The following is a 23849-nucleotide window of genomic DNA, read 5'->3' as shown; positions in this document are numbered from 1 at the left end:
ATGTGCCGAACCGCTATCCACATCCACGCTCAGGCGCTCTAACTTGGGGCCATGACGACCCCCGCGACGGCGAACGCTCCCGAGCCCGTCCTGCAGGTGCGCGCCGTGCCGGGCATGGCCCGGTTCGACGCCGCCGAATGGGACGCCTGCGCCACCTCCCCCGAGACCCTCGGGGCGGGCGACGAGACCTTCAACCCGTTTACCTGCCACGCCTTCCTCTCGGCGCTGGAAGAGGCGGGCTGCGTCTCCCGCCGCACCGGCTGGCTGCCGCTGCATGTCCGCGTCGAGCGCGAGGGCCGGCTGGTCGGCGCCGCGCCCTGCTATCTGAAGTCCCACAGCCAGGGCGAATACGTGTTCGACCACGGCTGGGCCGACGCCTACGAGCGAGCCGGCGGCAGCTATTATCCGAAGCTGCAAGTGAGCGTGCCGTTCACGCCCGTCACGGGGCCGCGCTTCCTCATCGCGCCGGGGGAGGATCCCGACACCGCCGCCTCCGCCCTCGTCGCGGGGCTGCGTGCCCTGCGGGCCGAGACCGAGGCCTCTTCGATCCACATCACCTTCACCCGCGCGCGCGAGGCCGAGCAGGCGCAAGCCCTCGGGATGCTGACCCGCATCGACCAGCAGTTCCACTGGGAGAACGAGGGCTATGCCGGCTTCGACGATTTTCTCGGGGCGCTCGCCTCGCGCAAGCGCAAGGCGATCAAGCGCGAGCGGCGGGAGGCTCTGAGCCGGGGCATCACGGTCGAGCACAAGACCGGCGCCGACATCACGGAAGCCGATTGGGACGCCTTCTACGAGTTCTATCAGGACACCGGCGCCCGCAAATGGGGCCGGCCCTACCTCAACCGGACCTTCTTCTCGCTCATCGGCGCGCGCATGCCCGAGCGCATCCTGCTGGTGATCGCCAAGAATGCGGGCCGGCCGATCGCGGGCGCCATCAACTTCATCGGGGACACGGCGCTCTACGGCCGCAACTGGGGCTGCATCGAGGATCACCCGTTCCTGCATTTCGAGGTCTGCTACTATCAGGCCATCGACTTCGCGATCGCCCGCGGGCTGAAGCGGGTCGAGGCCGGGGCGCAGGGCGAGCACAAGCTCGCCCGCGGCTACCGCCCGGTGCCGATGCATTCGGCCCACGACATCGCCGACCCGGCGCTGGCCCGCGCCGTCGCCGACTATCTGAAGCGGGAGCGCAGCCACGTGAACGCGGCGATGGCCGAGTACGAGACGATGTCGCCCTTCCGCCGCACCTGCGAGGACGCAAACGAATGAGCCTGCAAACGAGCCCGATCGACCGCATCCGCACCTATGCCGACGAGTTGACCGCCCTGCGGCGCGATCTCCATGCCCATCCCGAGATCGGCTTCGAGGAGGTCCGCACCTCCGGCATCGTCGCCGAGCACCTCGAAAAGTTCGGCATCGAGGTGCACCGGGGGCTCGGCAAGACCGGCGTGGTCGGCGTGCTGCAGGGCCGGCCCGGCGCCCGCCGGATCGGCCTGCGCGCCGACATGGACGCCCTGCCGATCACCGAGGAGACCAACCTCCCCTACCGCTCAACCGTGCCGGGAAAGATGCATGCCTGCGGGCATGACGGGCACACCACCATGCTGGTCGGCGCCGCCCGCTACCTCGCCGAGACGCGGGATTTCGACGGCACCGCCGTGTTCGTGTTCCAGCCGGCGGAGGAAGGTTTGGGCGGCGCCCGCGCGATGATCGCCGACGGCCTGTTCGAAAAATTTCCGGTCGACGAGATCTACGCGATCCACAACGCGCCCCACGGCCCGCACGGCGTGCTGCAAGTGCGGCCCGGCCCGATCATGGCGGCGGCCGACTTCTTCGACATCCGCATCACCGGCCGCGGCGCGCACGCGGCGATGCCGCACCAGGGCATCGACCCGATCGTGATCGCGACGGGGCTGGTGCAGGCGATGCAGTCGATCGTCAGCCGCAACAGCAACCCGCTGAAATCCGCCGTGGTCTCGGTCACGCAGATCCATGCGGGCGCGGCCTACAACGTCATCCCGGAGGGCGCGCATCTCACCGGCACCGTGCGCACCTTCGACGCCGATCTGCGCAAGCTGATCGCTACCCGCATCCGCGAACTGGCAGCGGGCTTCGCGGCGGCCTACGGCGCCACCATCGAGGTGGACCTGCGCGACGTGTTCTCGGTGCTCGACAACCATCCCGAGCAGGCGGCGGCCGCCGCCGAGATCGCCGCCGAGCTGTTCGGCTCCGAGAAGGTCGAGGCCAACACCGTGCCGCGCATGGGCAGCGAGGACTTCGCCGACATGGTCGCGGCGGTGCCCGGCGCCTATGCCTGGCTCGGCGCGACGCCGGGGCCGGGCCTGCACAACGCGAGCTTCGATTTCGACGACAGCCTGATCCCGCTCGGCGCGGCCTATCTGGCGCGGATGGTGGAGCGGCGCGCGGCGGCGTGACGTAAGTCCCCCTCTCTCCCCGTGCGGGAGGGAGGGGTTTTGCAACGGCATTCGGATTCGACCGCAAGGGACGGGATGCGCGCGCCGCTCTGATCCGTCAGGATCGCCGCATCCCTTCTCCCGGAGGAGCCGATGCTCGCCGAACCCGAAATCGCCCCACCCGACGAGGCGCCTCTCACCGAGGCCGAGATGCGCGTTGCCGTCGCCGCGCGCGATGGCGGCTTCGACGGGCGTTTCGTCTACGCGGTGCGCTCCACGGGGGTCTATTGCCGGCCGAGCTGTCCCTCGCGGGCGGCGCGGCCTGAAAACCTGTCTTTCCATGCCGGACCGGCGCAAGCCGAGGCCGCGGGCTTCCGGCCCTGCCGCCGCTGTCGGCCCGACGAGGCGGCCCAGTCCAAGCGGCAGGCGGAGGCCGTCACCCGCGCCTGCCGGCTGATCGAGGCGGCGGAGACGCCGCCCTCTCTCGACGCGCTCGCCCGCGCGGCGTCCCTGAGCCCGTTCCACTTCCACCGCATCTTCAAGGCGGTCACCGGCGTGACGCCGAGGGCCTACGCCCAAGCCCACCGCGCGGCCCGCGCCGCCGACAGCCTCGCCGAGGGCCGAACCGTGACCGAGAGCGTCTACGCGGCGGGCTACGGCGCGCCGAGCCGGTTCTATGCGGGTGGCGCGGAGCGGCTCGGCATGAGCCCCTCGGCCTATCGCAAGGGCGGCGCGGGCGAGCGGATTTTCTTTGCAACTGACGCCTGCGCTCTCGGGCTCGTGCTGGTGGCGGCCACCGTTCGAGGGGTCTGCGCGATCCTGCTCGGCGACGAGGCCGACGCGCTCCGAGACGACCTGACGGCGCGTTTCCCCAAAGCGGCGATCGTGGCCGGCGACGCGGATTTCGCGGCGACGGTGACTGAGGTCGTGCGCCTCGTCGCGGCGCCGGGAGGCGCGTTCGACCTGCCCCTCGATATCGGCGGCACCGCCTTCCAGCAGCGGGTATGGCAGGGCCTGCGCCGCATCCCGGTCGGCACCACCGCGACCTATGCAGAGATCGCCCGCGCCATCGGCGAGCCGGCGGCGGTCCGCGCCGTGGCCATGGCCTGCGGCGCCAACGCGCTGGCCGTCGCGATCCCGTGCCACCGGGTGGTGCGCTCGGACGGGGCGCTCTCAGGGTATCGCTGGGGCACGGCGCGCAAGGCGGCCCTGCTCGCCCGCGAGGGAGTGAAGCGCTAGATCATCGTCCTAGATATCGGATCCAGGACGATGCTCTAGCCTTTTGTTTTTGCATCATCTTTTCCGAAAGCCGGAAGCCACCTTTCGGGACGATGCTTTAATCCCTCACGCCGGAACGGCCGAGCCGGGCGGGGCCGCGTCGTGGCCAGTGGGCGCAGGAGTGGGGGCATCGGTCGGCGTATCGGTGGGCGCGTGGCCTGCGGCATGCCCCTTCCGCGACTGGATCTCGATGAACACGCGGGTGACGTTGGGGCTCTTCGCCTTGATCCGCTGCTCCAGCCGGGCCACCGTCTGCTCGACTTCGCCCGCGGGCACGTCGTCGGCAAAGTCGAGGCTGAGATTCACCAGGATGTCCGACGGGCCGAGATGCTGGGTCAGCACCTCGTTGACGTGCTGGACCGCGCTCTCCTCGCGCACCGCCGCCTGGATCGTGCGCACCACCGCCGGGTCGGCGGCCTCGCCGATCAGCAGGCCGTGGGTCTCGATCATCAGGAAGATCGACATGCCGATCAGAACGAGGCCGATGCCGATCGAGGCCCAGCCGTCGAGCGCCGGCTTGTCGAGGACATGCGCGAGCACCACGCCGGCCATGGCGATGACGAGGCCGATCAGGGCGGCGACGTCCTCCACGAGGATGGTGTAGAGCGCCGGGTCCTTGCTGCGCTGGATCGCGGTGATCGCACCGCGCTCGCCCTTCTCCGCCCAGAACGCCTTCAGCGCGACGAGGCAGGAATAGCCCTCCGCCAGGATCGCGAAGCCGAGGATCGAGACGTTCACCCAGAAGCCGGAGAGGTGGAAGCCGAGCACGGTGGCGTCGGCGGCGGGTTCGGGATGCTGGATCTTGTGGGCGCCCTCGTAGATCGCGAAGATGCCGCCGCCGAGGAAGATGAACAGGGCGACGATGAAGGCGTAGAAGTACACCTCGCGCCCGTAGCCGAAGGGATGCTTGGCGTCCGCCGGCTTCTTCGCCCGCTTCAGGCCGACCAGCAGCAGGAGCTGGTTGGCGGTGTCGACCAGCGAGTGCGCGCCCTCCGCCAGCATCGCGGTCGAGCCGGTGAGGAAGGCGCCGACGAACTTCGCCGCCGCGATGGCAAGGTTGGCGCCCGCCGCCGTGTAGATCGCACCCGTGCTTTCGGCCATGTCCCGCTCCCGAGCGGCGCGCACCGCCGTCACGGGCTCGTCAACGCCGCCGGAGTGGTCAAGGTTGCTCGCACAGTTGCTGCGATGAGCCGGCCCGTGCAACGTGCCGCCCGTTTCTGCGAGGAGCCGTGCGATGACGCCCTACGATCCGGACAACATCTTCGGGAAGATCCTGCGCGGGGAGATCCCCGCCCACAAGGTTTACGAGGACGAGCACAGCGTCGCCTTCATGGATGTGATGCCCCAGGGCGAGGGCCATACCCTCGTCATCCCGAAGGCGCCTTCGCGCGGGCTGCTCGACGCCGAGCCGCAGACGCTCGGCACCGTGATCGGCACGGTGCAGCGGGTCGGCCGCGCGGTGAAGGCGGCCTTCAAGGCGGATGGGCTGACGCTATTCCAGTACAACGAGCCGGCCGGCGGGCAGACGGTGTTCCACCTGCACTTCCATCTCGTGCCGCGCCATGACGGCGTGCCGCTGAAGCGCCACGAGGGCGGCATGGCCGACAATGCGGTGCTCGCCGAGCACGCCGCGCGCATCCGGGCGGCGCTGGACGAGGGCTGATCCGGTTTCCGCTTGAGTCAAGCGCGGACCGGATCAGCAAGCCCGCGCGGCGCTTAAAGGGGACACCCATCGCGCCAGCGCGATTCAGGCGTGTTGGGCCCCGTTCGCCGATCCCGCTCCCATAACGGCACCCATGCTGGTTCCCATGGACGCGATCACCGAGCGCAGGCCGGCATTCTCGGCCTCCAACTCGGCGATCCGGCGCAGCAGGACGGCGAGCGACGGGTCCGTCAACGGTGCCGGGGATGGCTCTGGGGTGGCCTTCGTCGCCTCCGCAAAGGCGACGCCGACCGCATCGCCGCGGCGCCAGCGCAGATTCGACCGGAGGGTGATTTCCTTCTGCGGGATGTAGAGGTCGAATGTTTCCGGCAGGGTATTGGTCTCGCTCAACTCCAGCCGCGCGCCCATCTCCGAGAAATCGCGGACGAGGCAGTCCATGCTGGACGCGCCCTTGTTGAAGTGGATCCGTCCCTTGAGAAAGGTTCGCTTGCGCGTCTCCTGGCGCTTGTCGCTGATCATGATCGGTCTCCGGCCCGCCTGACTCCCCGCCTGTCTGCCATGCCGGCCGTTAAGGAATGCTCGCCATGATCGCGCGCCCGCTCAGGGGGCGTCGCCCGCCCGCCCCGACCCGCCCTCGTCGAGGCACTGGAACAGGTAGAAGCCGTTGAAGCGCACAGCGGTCACCGCGGCGCGGTCGTCAAAGCCGGGGGGCGGGCTCGCGCTGCCGTCGATTCGCCCGCCGAAGGTCCAGCGGCGCCCGCCGACGAAGCGCGGCACGGCACAACTCTCCGGAACTGCGCAGAACAGCGCTTCCCTGCCCCGGCGGCGGAACAGGTTGTAGCTTCGCATCGGATGGCCTCCGCATCGCCGCACCCTCGGAATCAAGGTAGCCCGACAATCGGTCCGGTTTGTGTCAGGGCGCCCGATCGGCCCGGCAGATCAGGCCGAGACGGCATCGGCCTCTGCCCGGCAATCCGGCTCGTCGGTCGGCGTCTCGCGGTCGGCCGCGGCGAGGCGGACGGCGTGGTTGATCACCGCCATATGGGTGAAGCCCTGCGGTACGTTCCCGCGCTGCTCGCCCGTTTCCGCGTCGATCTCCTCGGCGAATAGGCCGAGGTCGTTGCCCCGCGCCAGCAGTCGCTCGAACAGGGCGGTCGCCTCGTCGTTGCGGCCGGCCATCGCCAGGCAGCCGACCCGCCAGAAGGCACAGGCGGTGAAGGTCGCCTCCTCGCCCTCCAGCCCATCATCGAGCCGGTAGCGGTAGACGAGATCGCCCGCGCCGAGTTCCTCGCCGACGCGCTCCAGGGTTTTTGTCACGCGCGGATCGTCCGGGTCGAAGGCATCGAACAGCACGGCGCGCAGCACCGCCGCGTCGAGGTCGTCCGAATCGTAGGCCATGGTGTAGGCGCCGCGCGCCGCGTTCCAGCCGCGGGCGTGGTACTCGGCCCGGATCTCGGCCGCCGCGCGCTCCCACCCCGCGATCGTGTCCGGATGGGCGAGGCGGCGTTTCGGGTCGGCGCGGGCGATCTGCACGGCGCGGTCGAGACCGACCCAGAGCATTGCCTTGGTGTGCACGCTCTGGCGCTTCTGCGTGCGCATCTCCCATAGGCCGTGGTCCGGCGCGTGGCGGGCGCGCAGGATGTGGTCGGTGAGGTGGCCAAGCGCCTCGGGCAGATGGTCGTTGACCTTGACTGGCGGGTCGTACTCCACCGCTTCGAGGTAGCCGTGGAGCGCCACCAGGAACTCGCCGTAGATGTCGTACTGTTCCTGATCGGCCGCCGCGTTGCCGATCCGCACCGGGCCGGTGCCGCGCCAGCCGCGCAGGTGGTCGAGGGATTCCTCCCCAGGCACCGCACCGTCGAGGGCGTACATCAGGTGGAGGTCGCGTCCCCGGCTCGTGTCGGCCTCGCGCAGGAAGCGTAGGAACTCAGCGGCCTCGCGCCGGTAGCCGAGATTGACGAAGGCGGTAACGGTGAAGCTCGCATCCCGCATCCAGACGTAGCGGTAATCGTAGTTGCGGTTGCCCGGCACCGCCTCGGGCAGTCCCGCCGTCGCGGCGGCGACGATGCCGCCCGACGGGCCGTGCGTCAGGAGTTTGAGAGTCAGGGCGCTGCGCAGGACCGTCTCGCGGTAAGGCCCCTGGTAGGTGCATCGGCCCGACCACTCTTCCCAATAGGCCCGCGTGTCGGCAAGTGACGCATCCACTACGCCGGGTAACCCTCTTCCCTCCGTCACGCGCGCTTCGCCGTGGGCAATCACGAGGTCGGCACGCTCACCGGCCCCGAGCGCGAAGGCGCCTTCGGCCTCACGGTCGCGGAGGGCGAGCGGCACGGCGCAGACGGCGCGGATGGTATCCCCGCCGCCGCGGAAGCGGACACCGACCCCGTCCTCCGTCGTCGCTTCGGTCGGAGCGCGGGCGTAATCGAAGCTCGGGCGCAGCCGCCAGCGGCCGGACACGTGCCCGGATAGGCAGGCGAGGCGTCGGACCACCTGAGCCTGGGCCCGGCCGTCCGGCCCTTCCTCCGGCACCGATTCATGGCGGTGAAGCGGCATGAAGTCGGTGAGCACCGCGCGGCCCGTGGCGGTGACGAAGGTGGTTTCGAGGATGTTGGTGTCCGGCAAATACCGGCGGGTCGTCCCGGTCAGGCCGTCGAGGACGAGGCGGCAGGCGCCGCCCTGCTCGCTGTCGAGCAGGGCCAGAAACACTGCCGGTCCGTCGTGCCGGGGCCAGCACAGCCAATCGAGGGAACCGTCTCGGGCGATCAGGGCCGTGGTGCAGGTATCGCCGATCACGGCGTAGTCGGCGATGGGTCTGTCCGTCACGGTCACTCCCGTTGCGTGGCGCCGCGGCAACGTTCCGAGATGCGCAGGGTTCGCCCCTGCGACATCAGGCGACGCAGCGCCGGGAGCCGCTCAGAAGCGCGGGGCGCGGCTTCGCATGAACGGCCGCGACGGGCTCCGCCTCGCCCGGTAGGCCCGCCGGGTGCCGTACCCGCCGGGGCGCCGGTAGTTGCCGCTGTTGACGCCGGCGCTGCGGTCATTGCCGGTGGCGCTCGCCGACGGCGAGAGGCCGCTGCCCGAATTGCCGCCCTGCGCGCCGGCGGGGCCGGCGAGGGTCAGGGCGAGCGTCGCGGCCAGGGCGACGAGACCGCTTCGAAGCGGAAATCTCATGGTTCGAACCTTTTACGGAAAATCGGCCCAGGACGGGCTCTATGAGGAAGCGAACCGTGCCTCAGACGGCTTGTTCCCCGCCGATCCAGGTACCGAGCACAGCCTTGTCGGCCGAGAGCCCGACCAGATCCGCCGCGAAGCCGGGGGCGATCCGGCCGAGCCGCGCGTCGAGCCCGAGGAAGCGGGCCGGAGTCAGCGAAGCCATCGCCAGGGCCTCTTCCAGGGAGGCGCCGCCGCGGGTGCTCATGTGGCGCACGGCCTGCGCCATGGTGATCGCCGCGCCGGCCAGAGTGCCCTCCGCGCCGGTCAGGCGGTCACCGGTTCGGACGATCCGGCGGCCGAACAGGGTGAAGGATGTGTCCGCGCGGGTGTCGCCGACGGGGGGCATGGCGTCGCTCACTAGCATCAGCCGGTCGCGTCCCTTGAGGCGCAGGGCGATCCGAAGCTGGTCGTCGCCGACATGGTGGCCGTCGGCGATGATGCCGGCGAAGGTGTCAGCCTCCGCGAGGGCGACGCCGACGGCGCCGGCCTCGCGCGGGCCGATTTGCGACATGGCGTTGAACAGGTGGGTGAAGCCGGTAAGCCCCTCCCCGATCGCCGCCCGGATCGCCGGACCCGCATCCGCCGTATGCCCGGCGCAGACCCAGGCGCCACGAGAGACGAGGTCGGCCACGGCGCCGGCCGGCACCCGCTCGGGTGCCAGTGTCACCAGGGTGAGGCCGTGCTCGCCCAGTCCGGTCAGGAGTTCGGCGTCGCCGGGGCCGAACTCGGCGAGGCGGCCGGGATCATGGATGCCGATCCGCTTCGGGCTCAGGAAAGGCCCTTCGAGGTGGATGCCGAGGATGCCGGGGACACCCGCCTGAATCGCCGCCGCAACGCCCGCGATGGCCGCGCGGATCGCGGGCCGCGTGTCCGTGATGAGGGTCGGCAACAGGCCGGTGGTGCCGCCGCGCCGGTGCGCCGCCGCGATCCGGGCGATGCCGGCCACGCTGGAATCGTCGTTGAGCAGTACCCCTCCGCCGCCATTCACCTGACAGTCGATGAAGCCCGGCGCCAGCACCGCACCCGCCGGCAGCCGGACGAGCGGCACGCCCGCAGGCGGTTCGGCGGTGACGTCGATGATGTGCCCGCCGCCCAGCACGACGACGCGGCCACCGAGCATCCGCTCGCCGTCGAAGATCCGCTCCGCGCAGATCGCGTGATGATGTTGGGTTCCCAAAGGGATCATCCCTCTGGCGGGGTCTCGGGGCGGCGCCCCGATGTCGTCCCAGGGCTCTGCCCTGGACCCGCGAAAAGGCTCGCCTTTTCGAGATCCGGATTCATCAGAGCGTCTCCGTGACCTTGGTGAGGCCGGCCGGCTTGTCCGGGTCGAGGCCGCGGCGGCGTGCCTCTGCCTCGATGGCGCGATAAGCCGGCACCAGCATCGCGATGGGATCGCAGGCCGGATGCCCGTCGCCGAGCCAGGGCAGGGTGCCGAGGGGGCCGCCGCAGGCATGAACCCGCATTCCGTCCCCGGTCAGGTCGCGCACGAGCGCGTCCACGCCCTCGGCCAGCGGGTCGGCCTGGCGCAGGGCCAAGACCGGCGTCGCGGCGGAGACGGAGGCGCGCGGTCCGTGGCGCAACTCGGCTGCCGAGTAGCCGAGTGCGGGCAGGCGCAGGGTCTCGGCGAGCTTGAGCGCGATCTCGCGCAGGGGGCCCAGCCCATGGCCGCGCCCGGTGACGAAGGCCGCCGGGGCGCTCGCGAGATCAGCGCTCCAGGCGGACCAATCCAGGGAGAGCGCCTGCCTCAGCCGCTCGGGCAGGGCGGCAAGGCCCTGTTCCAGCTCGCTGTCGCCGGCCCAGGCCGCCACCAGCGCGGCGCCCGCGATGGCGGAGTTCGTCACCGTCTTGGTGGCGGCGACCGCCTGCTCCGGCCCGGCGAGGATCGGCAAGACAAGGTCGCTCGCCCGCGCGGCCGGGGAGTCGGGATCGTTGACGAGGGCGAGGGTCAGCGCGCCGCCGGCGCGTGCGGCTTGCGTCGCCGCGACGAGATCGGGCGAGCGGCCCGATTGCGAGACCACGACGAAGAGTGCGCCCGCGACCTTCGGTGGCCGGTCATAGCCCGTCACCACCGAGGGCGCGGCGGCCGAAACCGGCAGGCCGAGCCGCGTTTCGATCAGGTAGCGCAGATGGACGCCGGCATGGCCCGAACTGCCCCGCCCGCACACGACCACGAAGGGGAAGCTTTGTGCCCTCAGCGTCGCGCCGAGCCGGGCTGCTTCGCCGGCTGCCAGCAACGCTGCGGCTTTGTCGGGGATCTCGGTGATCTCCCGCGCCATGAAGGTCGTCGCGTTCATGATCGCCCCACCTCACGAAGCGCCCGGCGCAGGTTGCCGTCGTGGCGCAGGAGCAGGTCGTCGGCCCGCATCGCGCTCATCCCCCCCGCGAGCAGCACCGCACGCTTGATGTCGCCGTCGGCCCGCGTCAGGGCGTCGGCGGCAACCTCCGCCGGGCAGCCGGCGAGCTCGGAGACCATGGCGACGCCGCGGGCGCGCAGCTTCCGGTTGGTCGCGCGCATCGCCACCATCCGCCCGCGATAGACCCGGCCGAGCCGGATCATCACCAGGGTCGAGAACAGGTTGAGGATCACCTTCTGTGCCGTGCCCGCCTTCATGCGCGTGGAGCCCGCCAGCACCTCGGCCCCCGTGGCGGCGAGGATGCCGTGGGCGGCCTCGCGCAGGATCGGCGCCTCGGGGTTGTTGCTGACGCCGACGGTGACGGCGCCGAGGATGCGGGCGGCCTTCAGCGCCTCGACGGTGAACGGCGTCGAGCCGCTGGCGGCGAGCCCTACCACCACGTCGCGCGGGCCGATCTCCGCGCGGACGATCCAGGAGGCGCCGTCGGCGGCAGAATCCTCCGCATCTTCCACGGCGCGCAGCAGGGCGCCCTCCCCGCCGGCGATGGCGAAGCCGAGCTGCGCCTCCGGCCAATCGAAGGTCGGCGGCAATTCCGCCCCGTCCTGTACGCCGATCCGCGCGGAGGTGCCGGCCCCGACATAGACCAGCCGCCCGCCCTCGCGCAGACCCGGTTCGGCGGCCCGCGCCGCCGCATCGATCGCCGGCAGCGCCGGCCCCACCGCCGCGACGGCCGCGAGCTGGCCCTCCCAGAGCGCCTGGAGGATGTCGAGCCCGGCCCAGGCATCGAGATCGACGTAGCGGGCGCTGGCGTCCTCGGTCCTCATGCCTTGCGTGCCCCGCTCGTTCGCATCGCGTCCACCCCATCCTGCCTTCGGCGCCGCATCACGCGCCTCGCCCTTTCGAAAGAAGTCATCCCCGGTGCGGTTCCGCTTCGAGCGGAAAACGGCCGTCGGCGCGGGTTCGCTGCGTGCGATCCGGGATCGGTTGGCCGATCCCGGCGTTCGGTTGGCGCGCGCCGCTCCGGTTCCTTGGTAGGGCGCGCTGCAATCGGCCGGGGGAGAGGGCGTGCAACAGGGGCAGATCGAGGCGCATGCCGAGGATCGATCGGAGATCGCGGCCGACGAGCCGGCCTCGGTGGCGTCGCGGCGCCTTCGCCTGCTGACCTACAACGTCCGCCATTGCCGCGGCACCGACGGGCGGGTCGCGCCGGAGCGGGTTGCGCGGGTGATTGCCGCGTGTGCGCCCGACATCGTCGCGCTCCAAGAGGTCGATGTCGGACGCAAGCGCACCGGCGGCCTGGATCAGGCGGAGGAGATCGCCCGGCTCGTCGGCATGTTCGCGCATTTCCACCCGGCCCTGCACATCGAGGAGGAGCGCTACGGCGATGCCCTGCTCACCCACCTGCCCTCGCGGCTCCGGCGCGCCGGCCCCCTGCCCGGCCTGCTGCGGCGCCCCGGCCTGGAGCCGCGCGGTGCGCTCTGGATCGAGGTGACGGCGGGCGCGGGCAGGCTTCAGGTGCTCACCACGCATTTCGGGCTGCTCGGGGCGGAGCGCGTCGCCCAGGCCGAGGCGCTGCTCGGGCCGGACTGGCTCGGCGGTCCGGCCTGCGATGCACCGGCGGTGCTGCTCGGCGACTTCAACGCCACGGGCTGGTCGCGCGCCTACCGCCGGCTGAGCGGACGCCTCACCGATGCGCGGCGGCTCACCGGGGAGCGGCGCTGGCGTCGCGGCGGGGCGACCTTCCCGAGCCGCTTCCCCCTGCTGCGCATCGACCATGTCTTCGTGAGCGAGCGCGTTACCGTCGAGCGCGTCGCGGTCGTGGACACGCCGCTGGCGCGGAAGGCGTCCGACCATCGGCCGCTCCTGGCGGAGATCCGGATCGAGCCGGGTTGAGGGTTTTTTCGCGTGCGCGCATGGTCCTTCGCAGGACGGCACGAACGACCGGCCGTGGACCGGAGAGGATGCGCCGCGCGATGACGAAGACGAACGGATTCCTGACCGCTCTCGGTCTCGCCGCCCTGACCGCATTGTCCGCCGGGCCGGCCTGGGCGGAGCCGCCGCGGATCGCCGTGGTCGCGACCGGCGGCACCATCGCGATGAAGCTCGATCCCACGACCCACGCGCCGGTCCCGGCCCTGTCGGGCGAGGATCTCGTCGCGGCGGTGCCGAGGCTGAAGGACATCGCCACCATCGAGGTCACCGAGTTCAGCAACGTGCCGAGCGACTATATGGGGCCGGACCGCTGGCCGGCCCTGACCGTTCGGCTCGACGCGCTGCTCGCCGATCCCGGCATCCGCGGGGCGATCGTCCTGCACGGGACCGACACCCTCGACCAGACCGCCTACTTCCTCGACCTGACGCTGAGGAGCGACAAGCCGGTGGTGCTGGTGGGGGCGCAACGCAACGCGTCCGACTCGGATGCCGACGGCCCGCGCAACCTCCTCAACGCCGCCCGCCAGATCCTGGCCGAGGGCGCGGTGGGCCAGGGCGTGACGGTGACGCTCAACCACCGCATCAATGCGGCCCGCGAGGTGCGTAAGACCCACACCAGCAACGTCGAGACCTTCCATTCGGGGGAAGCCGGCATCCTCGGATACGTGGACGAGGACCGCGTCGTGTTCGGCCGCCGTTCCCTGCGTCGCCAGACCCTGCCGCTGCCGGAGCGGATGCCGCGAGTCGATCTCGTGGCGATGTATGCCGGCGCCGACGGTTCGCAGGTGCGGCACGCGGCTGAAAGCGGGGCCGAGGCGATCGTGGTTGAGGCCTATGGCTGGGGCAACGTCAACGCCGAGATGCATGACGCCATCGCCGAGGTCATCGCGCGGGGCGTGCCGGTGATCGTAGCGACCAAGGTGCATGATGGTCGCGCGCTTCCGGTCTACGGCTTCAAGGGCGGCGGCAACACCCTGCGCAAGGCGGGCGCCGTGTTCGCGGGCGACCTCACGCCGGACAAGGCCCGCATCCTCACCCTGCTCGCCCTGCCCGCGGGCAAGGAGGCGCGGAAGGACACTGCGGCTTTGCAGGCGGTGTTCGACAAGTAGCGGTGCTTTTTCGGCTCCATGTGATGGACTCGAATTGAGCGAGCTCCTCCTCTCCCCGCTGTTCGGGAAGAGGAGGAGCTTGGCGAAAACCAACCGTCCAACCGTCACGGTTGAGGGTTATGAGGCGCCCAGTGCCGCCTTCTCCGGTTGCGAGGCGATGTCCGCTTCCGAGCAGCTTGGGCCGCCAGCCCGGCGCAGCGCCTTGCGCCGCCGCCAGGGGCGCCACGCATCGGCGGGGCTCACCGGGTCGCCGAGATGGAAGGCCTCGACGAGGCGGGCCACCGGGCCGCGGCGGGAGGGGACGAGGGGGCAGACCCGGGGGCGCGGCATCAATCGGGGATCGTCGAGCACCGCGCGCAGGGAACCGCGGGCCTCGAGGGCTTGCGCGAACACATCCGGTGGGCAGCCGCCGTGATGCGAGAGCAGCCGGACGAGCAGGCGCCGCAGCGCCGCGCGGGCCTCGGCGTCGTCGGCCGGCACCTCAACGGCAAGGTCGCACTCGGTGTCGTAGCCGAGGGAGCGGTTGTTGAGGTTGGTCGAGCCGATCCGCAGCAGGCGCTCGTCGATGATCGCGACCTTGGCATGCACCAGGATCGGCCGGCCCTTCTCCGTGTGCGGCGCCACGATCCGCAGCCGGTCGAACCGGTCGGCGCGGCGCAAGGCCCGGATCAGGCCGCGGCGGGCGCTGTCCATGGTCAGGCGGTCGAAGCCGCTCGGGCTGCGCTCGGACAGGACGATCACGATCTCCGGCCCGTCGGGTTCGGCGAGGCGCTCGGCCAGCGCCTCCGCGACGACCGGCGAGGTGAGATACTGGTTCTCCAGATAGATGAAGCGCTCCGCCGCGCGGATCGAGGCGCGATAGAGCGCGGCGCTCTCCGTCACCGCCGGGCGCCCGTCCTGCGGCGGATCGGTGCGGGCAAGCCCCACCATTACGTCGGTCAGGTGCGGTGCGAGGGTTTCGGGCCAGGGATCGTGGGCTTCGTCGGAACCTGCGAGTGGAAAGGTCTCGCCGGTGGCGCGGCGCCAGCGCTCGCGGGCCAGGTCCGCCAGCGCCCGTGCGGCGGCACGGTCGACCAGCATCATCACGTCGTGGCGCGGCGGGTAGTCCTCACCGGAGGGCAGGCGGCGGCGGGGGTCGCGGTCGCGGTGGGCGGGGGTGTCCCAGCGGTTCACCTCGAAGTCGCTGCCGCCGCTGAAGGCGATCGCATCGTCGATGACGAGGATCTTCTGGTGCTGGCAGGCGCCGAAAGGCAGCGTGCCGTCGATGCGGAAGTCGATGTCGGGCCCGAGGCTCGCCCGCACGCTGTCGGGGGTGTGGTCGTTGCCCGCCGAGATCGGCCACGGCATGTCCCAGATCAGGATGCGGATGGCGAGTTCCGGCCGCGCGGCCTTGAGGCGGGCCAGCAGTTCCGCCAGGGTCTCGCCCGCATCGGGCGAATCCCCCGGCAGCAGGCGCGAGCGCGGATCGAAGCTCCAACCGATCAGGGTGATGGATGTGCGCGCCTTCAGCAGCGCCGCATGGGCGGCGGCGAAATAGGCCGCACCGTCATGCAGCACCGCGATGCGCCCCGCCCTCTCCTGCCGCCAGCAGGTGAGCCCTGGCCGCAGCCAGCTCTCGGACGATCCGTGACTCACCCCGACTTCCATCCTCATGCGCCCACCGAGCCGCCACCCCGCGACGGCGCGCTTATCCCTTGTTCGAGCGGAACACTCATCGTGCCCCGGCCTTTTCCGGCTTGAGTTTGCCCGCCTCAAGCTTGGCCCGCACCCGGCGCCGGGTGAGTTCCACCGCCGCGACGGTCGCGAGGAGGCCAAGGCCAAGAGTGACCCAGCGGGTCGGCTCGTCGCTGCCGGCATGGCGGCCGATGACGCCGAGATAGACGCACACCACCGTGCCCGGCAGCATGCCGATCACCGTGGAGACCAGATAGGCGGAGGTGCGGACATCCGTCACCCCGAACACGTAGTTCTGGGCGTTGAACGGCACGAAGGGGCTGAGCCGCATCAGGGTCATGAGCCGCCAGCCGCCGTCGCCGACCGCCTCCAGGGTGGCGTTCAGCGCCGGCCGGCGCCGGATCAGTCCCCGCACCCGCTCGCGGAACAGGTGACGGGCGGCCACGAAGGCGAGCCAGGAGCCGAGCGTTGCCGAGAACAACACCACCGGCATCACCGCCCAGCCGAAGGCGACGGCTCCGGCAATGGTGAGCGGGGTGCCTGGTACGACGAGGAGCGTCGCAAGGAAGAACAGCACGCCGAAGGCGAGGAGGCCGTAGGGACCGAGGCCGTTCGCCCAGTCCGAGAACGCGCGCAGCCATTCCTCGACGGGCAGGAGGTACCATGCCCCGACCGCCAGCGCGGCGGCGCCGGCCGTGACTGCCCAGGTCTGGGCCGAGCGGCTGGGTTTATCCATTCAGTGGCTCGAAGCGGGACCGGCGCGCCGGTCGCACGCGTCCGCAAACCGTTGGCCGGCGTAACTGTTCCGCCAAGCTCGGCCGTTTTCGCGTGATGCCCGATCCGCCCGCTCAACGCGGCGCCTGCCTCGCCCGCCTCCCCTTCACCAGTCGCGGTCGAGCCGCACTGCGATCCGGCTCGGCCGCGCACCCGTGAGCGTCCGTTCGAGAGAGGTGAGCGCTTGGCGTGCCTTGTTCAGGCGGGGGCTCCGCCAGCGGCGCTCGTAGCCCCGCGGCGCAATCACTGCCTCGCCGAGGCGGTCGCCTGCCAGGACGAGACGGTCCACTGCCCGGCGGATCGTCGGCGTCTCCTGGGTCAGGACGCACAGGTCGGAGAGATAGTTACGCAGGGCATGCAACTCGTCGCGCCCGCCGCTCTCTCCTGCCAGCGCGACAAGGGTCCGCTCCATGGCAACAATGAGATCTGCCAGCGGCTCGGGTACGCGACGGGCGAATCCGTCGCCATCCCGGCGATCACGTCCGTCCCGTTCAGGCCCCTGCAGGGCGACTCCCATATCGGCTCCCCGCTTCATCCGGCGCGGTCAGGGCCGCCGCGAATCGCGACGGCGACCGGTGTATGAAGGGTTAACAACCTCAACCGTTCAATCGATACAGGTGCAGCGATAAAATGTGCGAAATAATTTTCAAATGGCCGGGAGCCGCAGCTGCCCATGAAGATCCCGTCGAACCGGCATAGGACGGCGGTCAGCGACTTGGCATCCTGCGAGACTCCCTGAGGGCGTAGATGAGGGCCGCGGCGGTCATCAGCGCGAGGGCGTACCAAGTCAGCGCGTAGACGAGATGGTTGTTGTGGAAGGCCACCACCGTGAGGCCGCCAACCGGCAGGCCGCCGGGATTGGACGCGGCATCGGCATCCACGAAATAGGGCGCGAGCGCATTCGGCGTGCCGTCGATCCCGCGGGCGGCGGCGATAGCCGCGACGTCGCGGGAGTACCAGCGGTCGGCCGCCGGATCGTTGCGGCGCAGGAAGCCGCCGCCGGGCTCGGACAGGCGCAACAGGCCCGTGACCGTCTTGTCCCCATCCGGCTCACCCGCGGCACGGGCCGCGCGCTCGCGGGCCTCCGTCGGTACGAATCCGCGGTTGACGAGGACGGTGAAGCCGCGGTCGGTTGCGAGCGGCACCAGCACCCAGAAGCCGCTGCCGCGCGCGGTCACCGCCTGAACCAGGGTGGCACGATCGTCGGCGAAGCGCCCGGTGAGCCGGACCCGCCGGTATTCGGCGGAAGCGGCGGTGAGGCCGGCCCATCCCTCCGGCCCCGGTGCGGGCGCGGGCTCGGCACGGATGCGGGCCTCGACCCGGTCGATCAGGTCGAGCTTCCAGATCCGGCGCTCGACCTGCCACGTGCCGAGGCCGAGGAACACGCCCGTCACCGCAAGGCCCGCCAGGATCAGGGCGAGCCGGACGAGCAACGGGCGCCGCCGACCCGTCGCCGGGGCGGCGGATGTCGAAGCGTCGAGTTTGCGGGATGCGTCAGGGAGCGTGACGCATCTCCTCGGCCGAGATCGGCATCATGTTGGTGTTGAGGTGGTGCATGACCCAGATCGACCCGCACAACGTGATGACCACGAGGGTGATCGTGAAGATCAGCGCCATGAAGGTCCAGCCGCCCTCCGACTTCGTGTTCATGTGCAGGAAGTAGATCATGTGAACCACGATCTGCACCGCACCCAGGCCGAGGATGACGACGCCGGTGACGAGCTTGTCGCCCAGCACGTCGCCCATCACCAGCCAGAACGGGATCGCCGTCAGGATGACGGAGAGCACGAAGCCCGTGACGTAGTCTTTGAAGGAGCCGTGGCCGTGGGCGTCCTGCCCATGGCCGTCGTGCCCGTGATCGTCGGCGTGTGCTGCCCCGCTCATTGCAGGACTCCCATCAGGTACACGAAGGTGAAGACGCCGATCCAGATGACGTCGAGGAAGTGCCAGAACATCGACAGGCACATCAGCCGGCGCTTGTTCTCCGCCCCGAGGCCCTTGAGCCGGGTCTGGATCATCAGCGTGACGAGCCAGATCAGGCCGAAGGTGACGTGCAGGCCGTGGGTTCCGACCAAGGTGAAGAACGCGGACAGGAAGCCGCTGCGCTGGGGCGTGGCGCCTTCGTGGATCAGGTGGGCGAACTCGTAGAGTTCGAGCCCGACGAAGGCCGCGCCGAACAGGCCGGTGATTGCGAGCCAGAGTTGGGTCTTGGCGAGATCGTCCTTCTCCATCGCCAGCATGGCGAAGCCGTAGGTGATGGAGGAGAACAGCAGCATCGACGTGTTCACCGCCACGATCGGCAGGTCGAACAGGTCCTTGGGCGAGGGCCCGGCCGCGTAGCTGCGGCCGAGCACGGCGTAGGTCGCGAACAGGACTGCGAAGATGAGGCAGTCGCTCATCAAGTAGATCCAGAAGCCGAGCATCGTGCCCCCTTCCGGGTGATGCTCGCCCTCGAGATCGAGGAAGTCCGGCACGTCGGCGCCGGACATCCGTTCGCCGACAAGGGTGTGGGTCGCGTGCGTTGCCATAATGCTCAGACCCGCGCCGCCAGCGCCTCGGTCCGCCGCTGCTCGGTCCGGCGGACCGTCTCGGCGGGGATGTAGAAGTCGCGGTTATAGTTGAAGGTATGGCCGATCGTGATCGCCAGCATCGCCACGAAGGTGAGGGCTGCGAGCCACCAGATGTACCAGATCATCGCGAAGGAGAAGACGATGCTGACCATGCCCAGGATCACGCCGGTGGCGGTGTTCTTGGGCATGTGGATCGGCTTGTAGCCCGAGAGCGGCCGCTGGAAGCCGCGGGCCTTCATGTCCCACCACGCGTCGAGGCGATGCACCACGGGCGTGAAGGCAAAGTTGTAGTCCGGTGGCGGCGAGGAGGTGGCCCATTCGAGGGTCCGGCCTTCCCACGGATCGCCGGTCACGTCGCGCAGCTTCTCGCGGTTTTTGATCGAGACCGCGAACTGGACGATCATCGCGCCGATGCCCAGGGCGATCAGACCCGCGCCGATGGCGGCGATCACGAACCAGATCTGGAGAGACGGATCGTCGAAGTGCTGGGCACGGCGGGTCACGCCCATGAGGCCCAGCACGTAGAGCGGCATGAAGGCGACGTAGAAGCCGATGGTCCAGAACCAGAAGCTGACTTTGCCCCAGAACTCATCAAGCTTGAAGCCGAAGGCCTTCGGGAACCAGTAGTTCACGCCGGCGAACATGCCGAACAGCACGCCACCGATGATCACGTTGTGGAAGTGCGCGATCAGGAACAGCGAGTTGTGGAGCACGAAGTCGGCCGGGGGCACGGCGAGCAGCACGCCGGTCATGCCGCCGATGGTGAAGGTGACCATGAAGCTGACCGTCCAGAGCATCGGCACATCGAAGCGGATGCGGCCGCGGTACATCGTGAACAGCCAGTTGAAGATCTTCGCGCCCGTCGGGATCGAGATGATCATCGTCGTGAGGCCGAAGAACGAGTTCACGCTCGCGCCCGACCCCATCGTGAAGAAGTGGTGCAGCCACACGAGGTAGGACAGGATCGTGATGACGACGGTCGCGTAGACCATCGAGGTGTAGCCGAACAGGCGCTTGCCGCTGAAGGCCGAGGTGACCTCCGAGAACACGCCGAAGGCCGGCAGGATGAGGATGTAGACCTCCGGGTGACCCCAGATCCAGATGAGGTTGAAGTACATCATCGGGTTGCCGCCGAGGTCGTTCGTAAAGAAGTGCGTGCCGACGTAGCGGTCGAGGCTCAGCAGCGCGAGAACGGCGGCGAGGATCGGGAAGGCGGCCACGATGAGCACGTTGGTGCACAGCGAGGTCCAGGTGAAGATCGGCAGCTTCATCATCGACATGCCGGGCGCGCGCATCTTCACGATGGTCGCGACCAGGTTGATGCCGGACAGCGTCGTGCCGATGCCCGCGATCTGCAGGCCCCAGATGTAGTAATCGACGCCGACCCCCGGACTCATGTCCGCGCCCGAGAGCGGCGGGTAGGCGAGCCAGCCGGTGCGGGCGAACTCACCGACGAACAGCGAGATCATGATCGTGGCCGCGCCCGACACCGTCATCCAGAACGAGAAGTTGTTCAGGAACGGGAAGGCCACGTCGCGCGCGCCGATCTGCAGCGGCACGACGTAGTTCATCAGGCCGGTGACGAAGGGCATCGCCACGAAGAAGATCATGATCACGCCATGCGCCGTGAAGATCTGATCGTAGTGGTGCGGCGGCAGGTAGCCTTCGTTGGCACCGAACGCGATCGCCTGCTGCGAGCGCATCAGCAGCGCGTCGGCAAAGCCGCGCAGCAGCATCACGAGCGCCAGGATGACGTACATGATGCCGATCTTCTTGTGATCGACCGAGGTCAACCAGTCGCGCCAGAGCGGACCCCAGAAGCGGAAATAGGTGATGGCGGCGAGCACCGCGATCCCGGCCACGGCGACGCCTGCGAAGGTTACTTGCAGGATCGGTTCGTGGAACGGGATGTCCTCCAGGGAGAGGCGCCCGAACAGCAGGTGCTGCAGGTCCGTGTTTGCGAACATGGGTTGAAACTCGTCCGTAAATCCTGAGGCGGCGACGGATCAGTTGTTGGTCTGGTCGGGAGCGGAGTGGCCTTGGCCGCTCCCCTCGTGGTTCTTCTCGCCGTCGGGCGACTCGCTCTTGGGCGCGCGGTGCGAGGCCGGGGTCGTCGCCCCCGGGGCTTCGTCGCCGCGCTGCGTGTGGCGGTTGTCGTACTGGAGCCGCTCGGCGTTCTCTCGGCTTTCCTTGCCGGCGCCACCCTTGGCGTCGATGGTCATCATCTCGTGCATGCACATCTTGCCGGGCACGGCGCACATGCCGACGATCTTGCCGAAGAGGCCGTCGGCAAACGAGGCGTAGTAGGTGACGGGAACGCGCTCGCTCGGGCGCTCGAGTTCGAGATAGGCATCACGGCTCAATTCCGAACCCTGCTGCTTCACTTTGGCAATCCACTGGTCGAAGCCGTCGCCTTCGAGCCCGTGGAACTTGAACGTCATGCGCGAGAAGCCGGTGCCGCTGTAGTGCGACGACAGCCCGTCATAGGCGCCCGGCTTGTTGATCACGGCGTGGAGCTGCGTCTGCATGCCGGGCATCGCGTAGATCATGCCGGCGAGCGCGGGGATGTAGAAAGCGTTCATCACCGATGCGGCGGTGATCTTGAAGTTGATCGGCCGGTTCACCGGCGCGACCAGTTCGTTGACCGTCGCGACGTTGTACTCGGGGTAGAAGAACAGCCACTTCCAATCGAGGGCGACGACCTGCACCTCCAGCGGCTTCACCTCCGCCGCGATCGGCTTGCCCGGCTCGATGCGCGAGAGCGGCCGGAACGGATCGAGGGTGTGGGTGCTGATCCAGGTCAGCGCGCCGAGCGCGATGATGATCATCAGCGGCGCGGTCCAGATCACCACTTCGAGCCCGGTCGAGTGGTCCCAGTCGGGGTCGTGGCGGGCCGCCGTGTTCGACGCGCGGTAACGCCACGCGAACAGCAGGGTCAGCACGATCACCGGGATGATGATGAGCAGCATCAGCCCCGTCGAGGCGAGGACGAGGTTGCGCTGCTGCATGGCGATGTCGCCGGAGGGCTGCATCACCACGAGGTTGCAGCCGGCGAGCAGGCCGAACAGCGGCAGGAGGACGAGACCCCGCAGGATCCGGCCCGCGGAGCCGGCCCCGGCACGGGCTCTCAATGAACGGTCGGCGGTCATGGCCACGAATCTTCGTTCCATCGCAAGGGCCGCGCGGGTGACTTCCCGCGTGGCGGCGGTTCGTTTCTCTCCGGATACGCCGAGCCGACGGTGTCGGCTCGGCGTATCCGGGATCGTGTTGTGGCGCGCTTTGTCTCACCGAGCCGGCAGTCGTCGTTCGGCGGAAAGCGTTCTCGGTCCCGCGGCGAGACGGATTCTCCGCCCGCGGGGCAAAACTCACATCTGGCGCATCTCAGACCGGTCGAGGGCGAGCGCGAGCAGCGTCGCCAGCGCGCCCGACAGCAGGTACACGCCGACCATCGCGAGCCCGTACTCGGTGGAGAGGTACAGCACCACGAGGGGAGCGAAACCCGCTCCGAACAGCCAGGCGAGGTCGGAGGTGAGCGCCGCCCCGGTGTAGCGGTAGCGCGCCCCGAGCCGGGAGGTCACGGCGCCGGCGGTCTGGCCGTAGGACAGGCCGAGCAGCATGAAGCCGATATTGACGTAGATCGTCTGGCCGATGGCGTTCTCGCCGAAGATCAGCGGGGCCAGGATGCTGCCGCAGGCGAACACGGCGATCAGGCCGGCGCTGATGAGCAGGATGTTGCGGCGTCCGATCTGGTCGGCGATCAGGCCGGAAGCGGCAACGGCGCCGGCGCAGACGAGGGCGCCGGAAAACTGCACCATCAGGAAGTCGCCCGCGGAACGCTCGCTCGACAGGGCGAGCCACGCGATCGGGAAGATCGTCACGAGGTGGAACAGGGCGAAGCTCGCCAGCGGCACGAAGGCGCCGATCCATACGTCGAGGGCGTGGTGGCGGGTGAGATCGATGACGCTGACCGGCTCCAGCCGGCCCTTGTCGAGAAGCCGGGTGAATTCCGGCGTCGCGACGAGGCGGAGGCGGGCGAACAAGGCCACGACGTTGATGGTGAAGGCGCAGAAGAACGGGAAGCGCCAGCCCCAGTCGGTGAAATCCTCAGGGGTCAGGTTGACCACGAAGAAAGCGAACAGGGCGCTCGCCACCATGAAGCCGATCGGCGCGCCGAGTTGCGGAATCATCGCGTACCAGCCGCGGCGCTCCCGCGGCGCGTTGAGGGCGAGCAGCGAAGCCATCCCGTCCCAGGCGCCGCCGAGCGCGAAGCCCTGCGCCACCCGCAGCACCGCGAGCAGCTCGATGGCGACGACGCCGATCGAGTCGTAGCTCGGCAGGAAGCTGATCGCCGCGGTCGAGCCGCCGAGCAGGAACAGGGCGATGGTGAGCTTCACCCCGCGCCCGTGCCGCTTGTGGACCCACATGAAGAAGATCGACCCGAGCGGGCGGGCGATGAAGGCCAGCGCGAAGATGGCGAACGCGTAGAGCGTGCCCGTCAGCGGGGCGGCGAAGGGGAAGAACACCTTCGGGAACACCAGCACCGAGGCGATGCCGAACACGAAGAAGTCGAAATATTCCGACGCCCGCCCGATCACCACGCCGAGCGCGATGTCGTTGGGGCTGACGTCGTGGTGGCTCATGGCCACCTGCGCGTCGCGCTCGAGCGGGTGAGAATTGGCCGTGGCGTGGTCGGTGGTCATCGCGGGCAGCCGGCTCGCCTGAAGGTGATCGGAGCCGCCGCCTTGGCGCGGCGTTCGGCACGTGCCTAGCGGATGGCTTGACATCCGCAAAGAGTTTTTGGCGACGCGAGATGCCGCACAGGACGGTCATGCAGCAAAAGCAGAGGTCATGCGCTCAGGCGCAGA

General features: G+C 69.6%; 23 protein-coding genes. 6 read left to right on the top strand and 17 right to left on the bottom strand.

Annotated elements, in window-relative coordinates; translation table 11 throughout:
• The first annotated feature begins 51 nt into the window (after nt 1-51).
• From J2W78_RS07710 to ada, 3 genes are all read left to right on the top strand, one after another.
• Entirely contained in the window at nt 52-1272 is a 1221-nt protein-coding gene (locus tag J2W78_RS07710; RefSeq protein ID WP_253369451.1) for a GNAT family N-acetyltransferase, read from the top strand.
• Nucleotides 1269-2438 carry a M20 aminoacylase family protein gene (locus tag J2W78_RS07705; protein WP_253369449.1) on the top strand — a complete coding sequence of 390 codons (1170 nt, stop codon included), beginning with the start codon at nt 1269-1271 and terminating at the stop codon, nt 2436-2438. The genes J2W78_RS07710 and J2W78_RS07705 overlap by 4 nt, the downstream gene beginning before the upstream one ends.
• 132 nt (nt 2439-2570) lie before the next feature.
• Complete coding sequence (ada, locus tag J2W78_RS07700; protein WP_253369447.1) at nt 2571-3656, top strand: bifunctional DNA-binding transcriptional regulator/O6-methylguanine-DNA methyltransferase Ada; 1086 nt, start codon at nt 2571-2573, stop codon at nt 3654-3656.
• A 105-nt stretch (nt 3657-3761) separates the two neighbouring features.
• Here ada and J2W78_RS07695 read toward each other — a convergent pair whose 3' ends face one another.
• Nucleotides 3762-4796, bottom strand: a complete 1035-nt coding sequence (locus tag J2W78_RS07695; protein WP_253369445.1) for a cation diffusion facilitator family transporter — start codon at nt 4794-4796, stop codon at nt 3762-3764.
• A 133-nt stretch (nt 4797-4929) separates the two neighbouring features.
• Between J2W78_RS07695 and J2W78_RS07690 the strand changes: the two genes are divergently transcribed.
• A complete protein-coding gene (locus tag J2W78_RS07690; RefSeq protein ID WP_253369443.1) occupies nt 4930-5358 on the top strand; it encodes an HIT family protein in 429 nt (142 codons plus the stop codon).
• A gap of 84 nt (nt 5359-5442) precedes the next feature.
• Here J2W78_RS07690 and J2W78_RS07685 read toward each other — a convergent pair whose 3' ends face one another.
• The 7 genes from J2W78_RS07685 to J2W78_RS07655 all read right to left on the bottom strand — a co-directional run bounded on the left by J2W78_RS07685 (nt 5443) and on the right by J2W78_RS07655 (nt 11749).
• Nucleotides 5443-5877, bottom strand: a complete 435-nt coding sequence (locus J2W78_RS07685) for a PilZ domain-containing protein (protein ID WP_253369441.1) — start codon at nt 5875-5877, stop codon at nt 5443-5445.
• An 81-nt stretch (nt 5878-5958) separates the two neighbouring features.
• Nucleotides 5959-6207: a hypothetical protein gene (locus J2W78_RS07680; protein ID WP_253369439.1), complete on the bottom strand. Its 249-nt coding sequence runs from the start codon at nt 6205-6207 to the stop codon at nt 5959-5961.
• A 90-nt stretch (nt 6208-6297) separates the two neighbouring features.
• Nucleotides 6298-8181: a glycoside hydrolase family 15 protein gene (locus J2W78_RS07675; RefSeq protein ID WP_253369437.1), complete on the bottom strand. Its 1884-nt coding sequence runs from the start codon at nt 8179-8181 to the stop codon at nt 6298-6300.
• A 90-nt stretch (nt 8182-8271) separates the two neighbouring features.
• The gene (locus J2W78_RS07670; protein WP_253369435.1) at nt 8272-8529 is read right to left on the bottom strand and encodes a hypothetical protein; all 258 of its coding nucleotides are present in this window, start codon (nt 8527-8529) and stop codon (nt 8272-8274) included.
• Nucleotides 8530-8590: 61 nt separating this feature from the next.
• On the bottom strand, nt 8591-9757 hold the full coding sequence (nagA, locus tag J2W78_RS07665) for an N-acetylglucosamine-6-phosphate deacetylase (protein WP_253369432.1): 1167 nt from the start codon (nt 9755-9757) through the stop codon (nt 8591-8593).
• A gap of 94 nt (nt 9758-9851) precedes the next feature.
• Nucleotides 9852-10865, bottom strand: coding sequence for an SIS domain-containing protein (locus J2W78_RS07660; protein WP_253369430.1), 1014 nt, complete (start codon nt 10863-10865; stop codon nt 9852-9854).
• The gene (locus J2W78_RS07655; RefSeq protein ID WP_253369428.1) at nt 10862-11749 is read right to left on the bottom strand and encodes an N-acetylmuramic acid 6-phosphate etherase; all 888 of its coding nucleotides are present in this window, start codon (nt 11747-11749) and stop codon (nt 10862-10864) included. Before J2W78_RS07655 ends, J2W78_RS07660 begins: the two co-directional genes overlap by 4 nt.
• Nucleotides 11750-11990: 241 nt before the next feature.
• Between J2W78_RS07655 and J2W78_RS07650 the strand changes: the two genes are divergently transcribed.
• Together J2W78_RS07650 and J2W78_RS07645 are read left to right on the top strand one after the other, a co-directional pair.
• On the top strand, nt 11991-12818 hold the full coding sequence (locus J2W78_RS07650; RefSeq protein ID WP_253369426.1) for an endonuclease/exonuclease/phosphatase family protein: 828 nt from the start codon (nt 11991-11993) through the stop codon (nt 12816-12818).
• An 80-nt stretch (nt 12819-12898) separates the two neighbouring features.
• Nucleotides 12899-13966 (top strand): asparaginase, encoded by a 1068-nt coding sequence (locus J2W78_RS07645; protein ID WP_253369424.1) that lies wholly within the window; start codon nt 12899-12901, stop codon nt 13964-13966.
• Between the two features lie 117 nt (nt 13967-14083).
• Here J2W78_RS07645 and J2W78_RS07640 read toward each other — a convergent pair whose 3' ends face one another.
• From J2W78_RS07640 to J2W78_RS07600, 9 genes are all read right to left on the bottom strand, one after another.
• Nucleotides 14084-15619, bottom strand: a complete 1536-nt coding sequence (locus J2W78_RS07640; protein WP_301290555.1) for a phospholipase D-like domain-containing protein — start codon at nt 15617-15619, stop codon at nt 14084-14086.
• Between the two features lie 58 nt (nt 15620-15677).
• Nucleotides 15678-16376: a TVP38/TMEM64 family protein gene (locus J2W78_RS07635; RefSeq protein ID WP_253369421.1), complete on the bottom strand. Its 699-nt coding sequence runs from the start codon at nt 16374-16376 to the stop codon at nt 15678-15680.
• Between the two features lie 144 nt (nt 16377-16520).
• On the bottom strand, nt 16521-16826 hold the full coding sequence (locus tag J2W78_RS07630) for a hypothetical protein (protein WP_253369419.1): 306 nt from the start codon (nt 16824-16826) through the stop codon (nt 16521-16523).
• 295 nt (nt 16827-17121) lie between these two features.
• Nucleotides 17122-17847: an SURF1 family protein gene (locus J2W78_RS07625; RefSeq protein ID WP_253369417.1), complete on the bottom strand. Its 726-nt coding sequence runs from the start codon at nt 17845-17847 to the stop codon at nt 17122-17124.
• A 61-nt stretch (nt 17848-17908) separates the two neighbouring features.
• On the bottom strand, nt 17909-18298 hold the full coding sequence (cyoD, locus tag J2W78_RS07620) for a cytochrome o ubiquinol oxidase subunit IV (protein WP_253369416.1): 390 nt from the start codon (nt 18296-18298) through the stop codon (nt 17909-17911).
• On the bottom strand, nt 18295-18903 hold the full coding sequence (gene cyoC, locus J2W78_RS07615) for a cytochrome o ubiquinol oxidase subunit III (RefSeq protein WP_375541385.1): 609 nt from the start codon (nt 18901-18903) through the stop codon (nt 18295-18297). The genes cyoD and cyoC overlap by 4 nt, the downstream gene beginning before the upstream one ends.
• A 44-nt stretch (nt 18904-18947) precedes the next feature.
• A complete protein-coding gene (cyoB, locus tag J2W78_RS07610) occupies nt 18948-20951 on the bottom strand; it encodes a cytochrome o ubiquinol oxidase subunit I (RefSeq protein WP_253369412.1) in 2004 nt (667 codons plus the stop codon).
• A gap of 39 nt (nt 20952-20990) precedes the next feature.
• Nucleotides 20991-22133: a ubiquinol oxidase subunit II gene (cyoA, locus tag J2W78_RS07605; protein ID WP_253369410.1), complete on the bottom strand. Its 1143-nt coding sequence runs from the start codon at nt 22131-22133 to the stop codon at nt 20991-20993.
• Between the two features lie 216 nt (nt 22134-22349).
• Nucleotides 22350-23684: an MFS transporter gene (locus tag J2W78_RS07600; RefSeq protein WP_253369408.1), complete on the bottom strand. Its 1335-nt coding sequence runs from the start codon at nt 23682-23684 to the stop codon at nt 22350-22352.
• Nucleotides 23685-23849 lie beyond the last annotated feature (165 nt).

The organism is Methylorubrum extorquens, from assembly GCF_024169925.1.
Lineage (GTDB): Bacteria > Pseudomonadota > Alphaproteobacteria > Rhizobiales > Beijerinckiaceae > Methylobacterium > Methylobacterium extorquens_A.
This window is presented reverse-complemented; position numbering and strand designations above follow the sequence as displayed.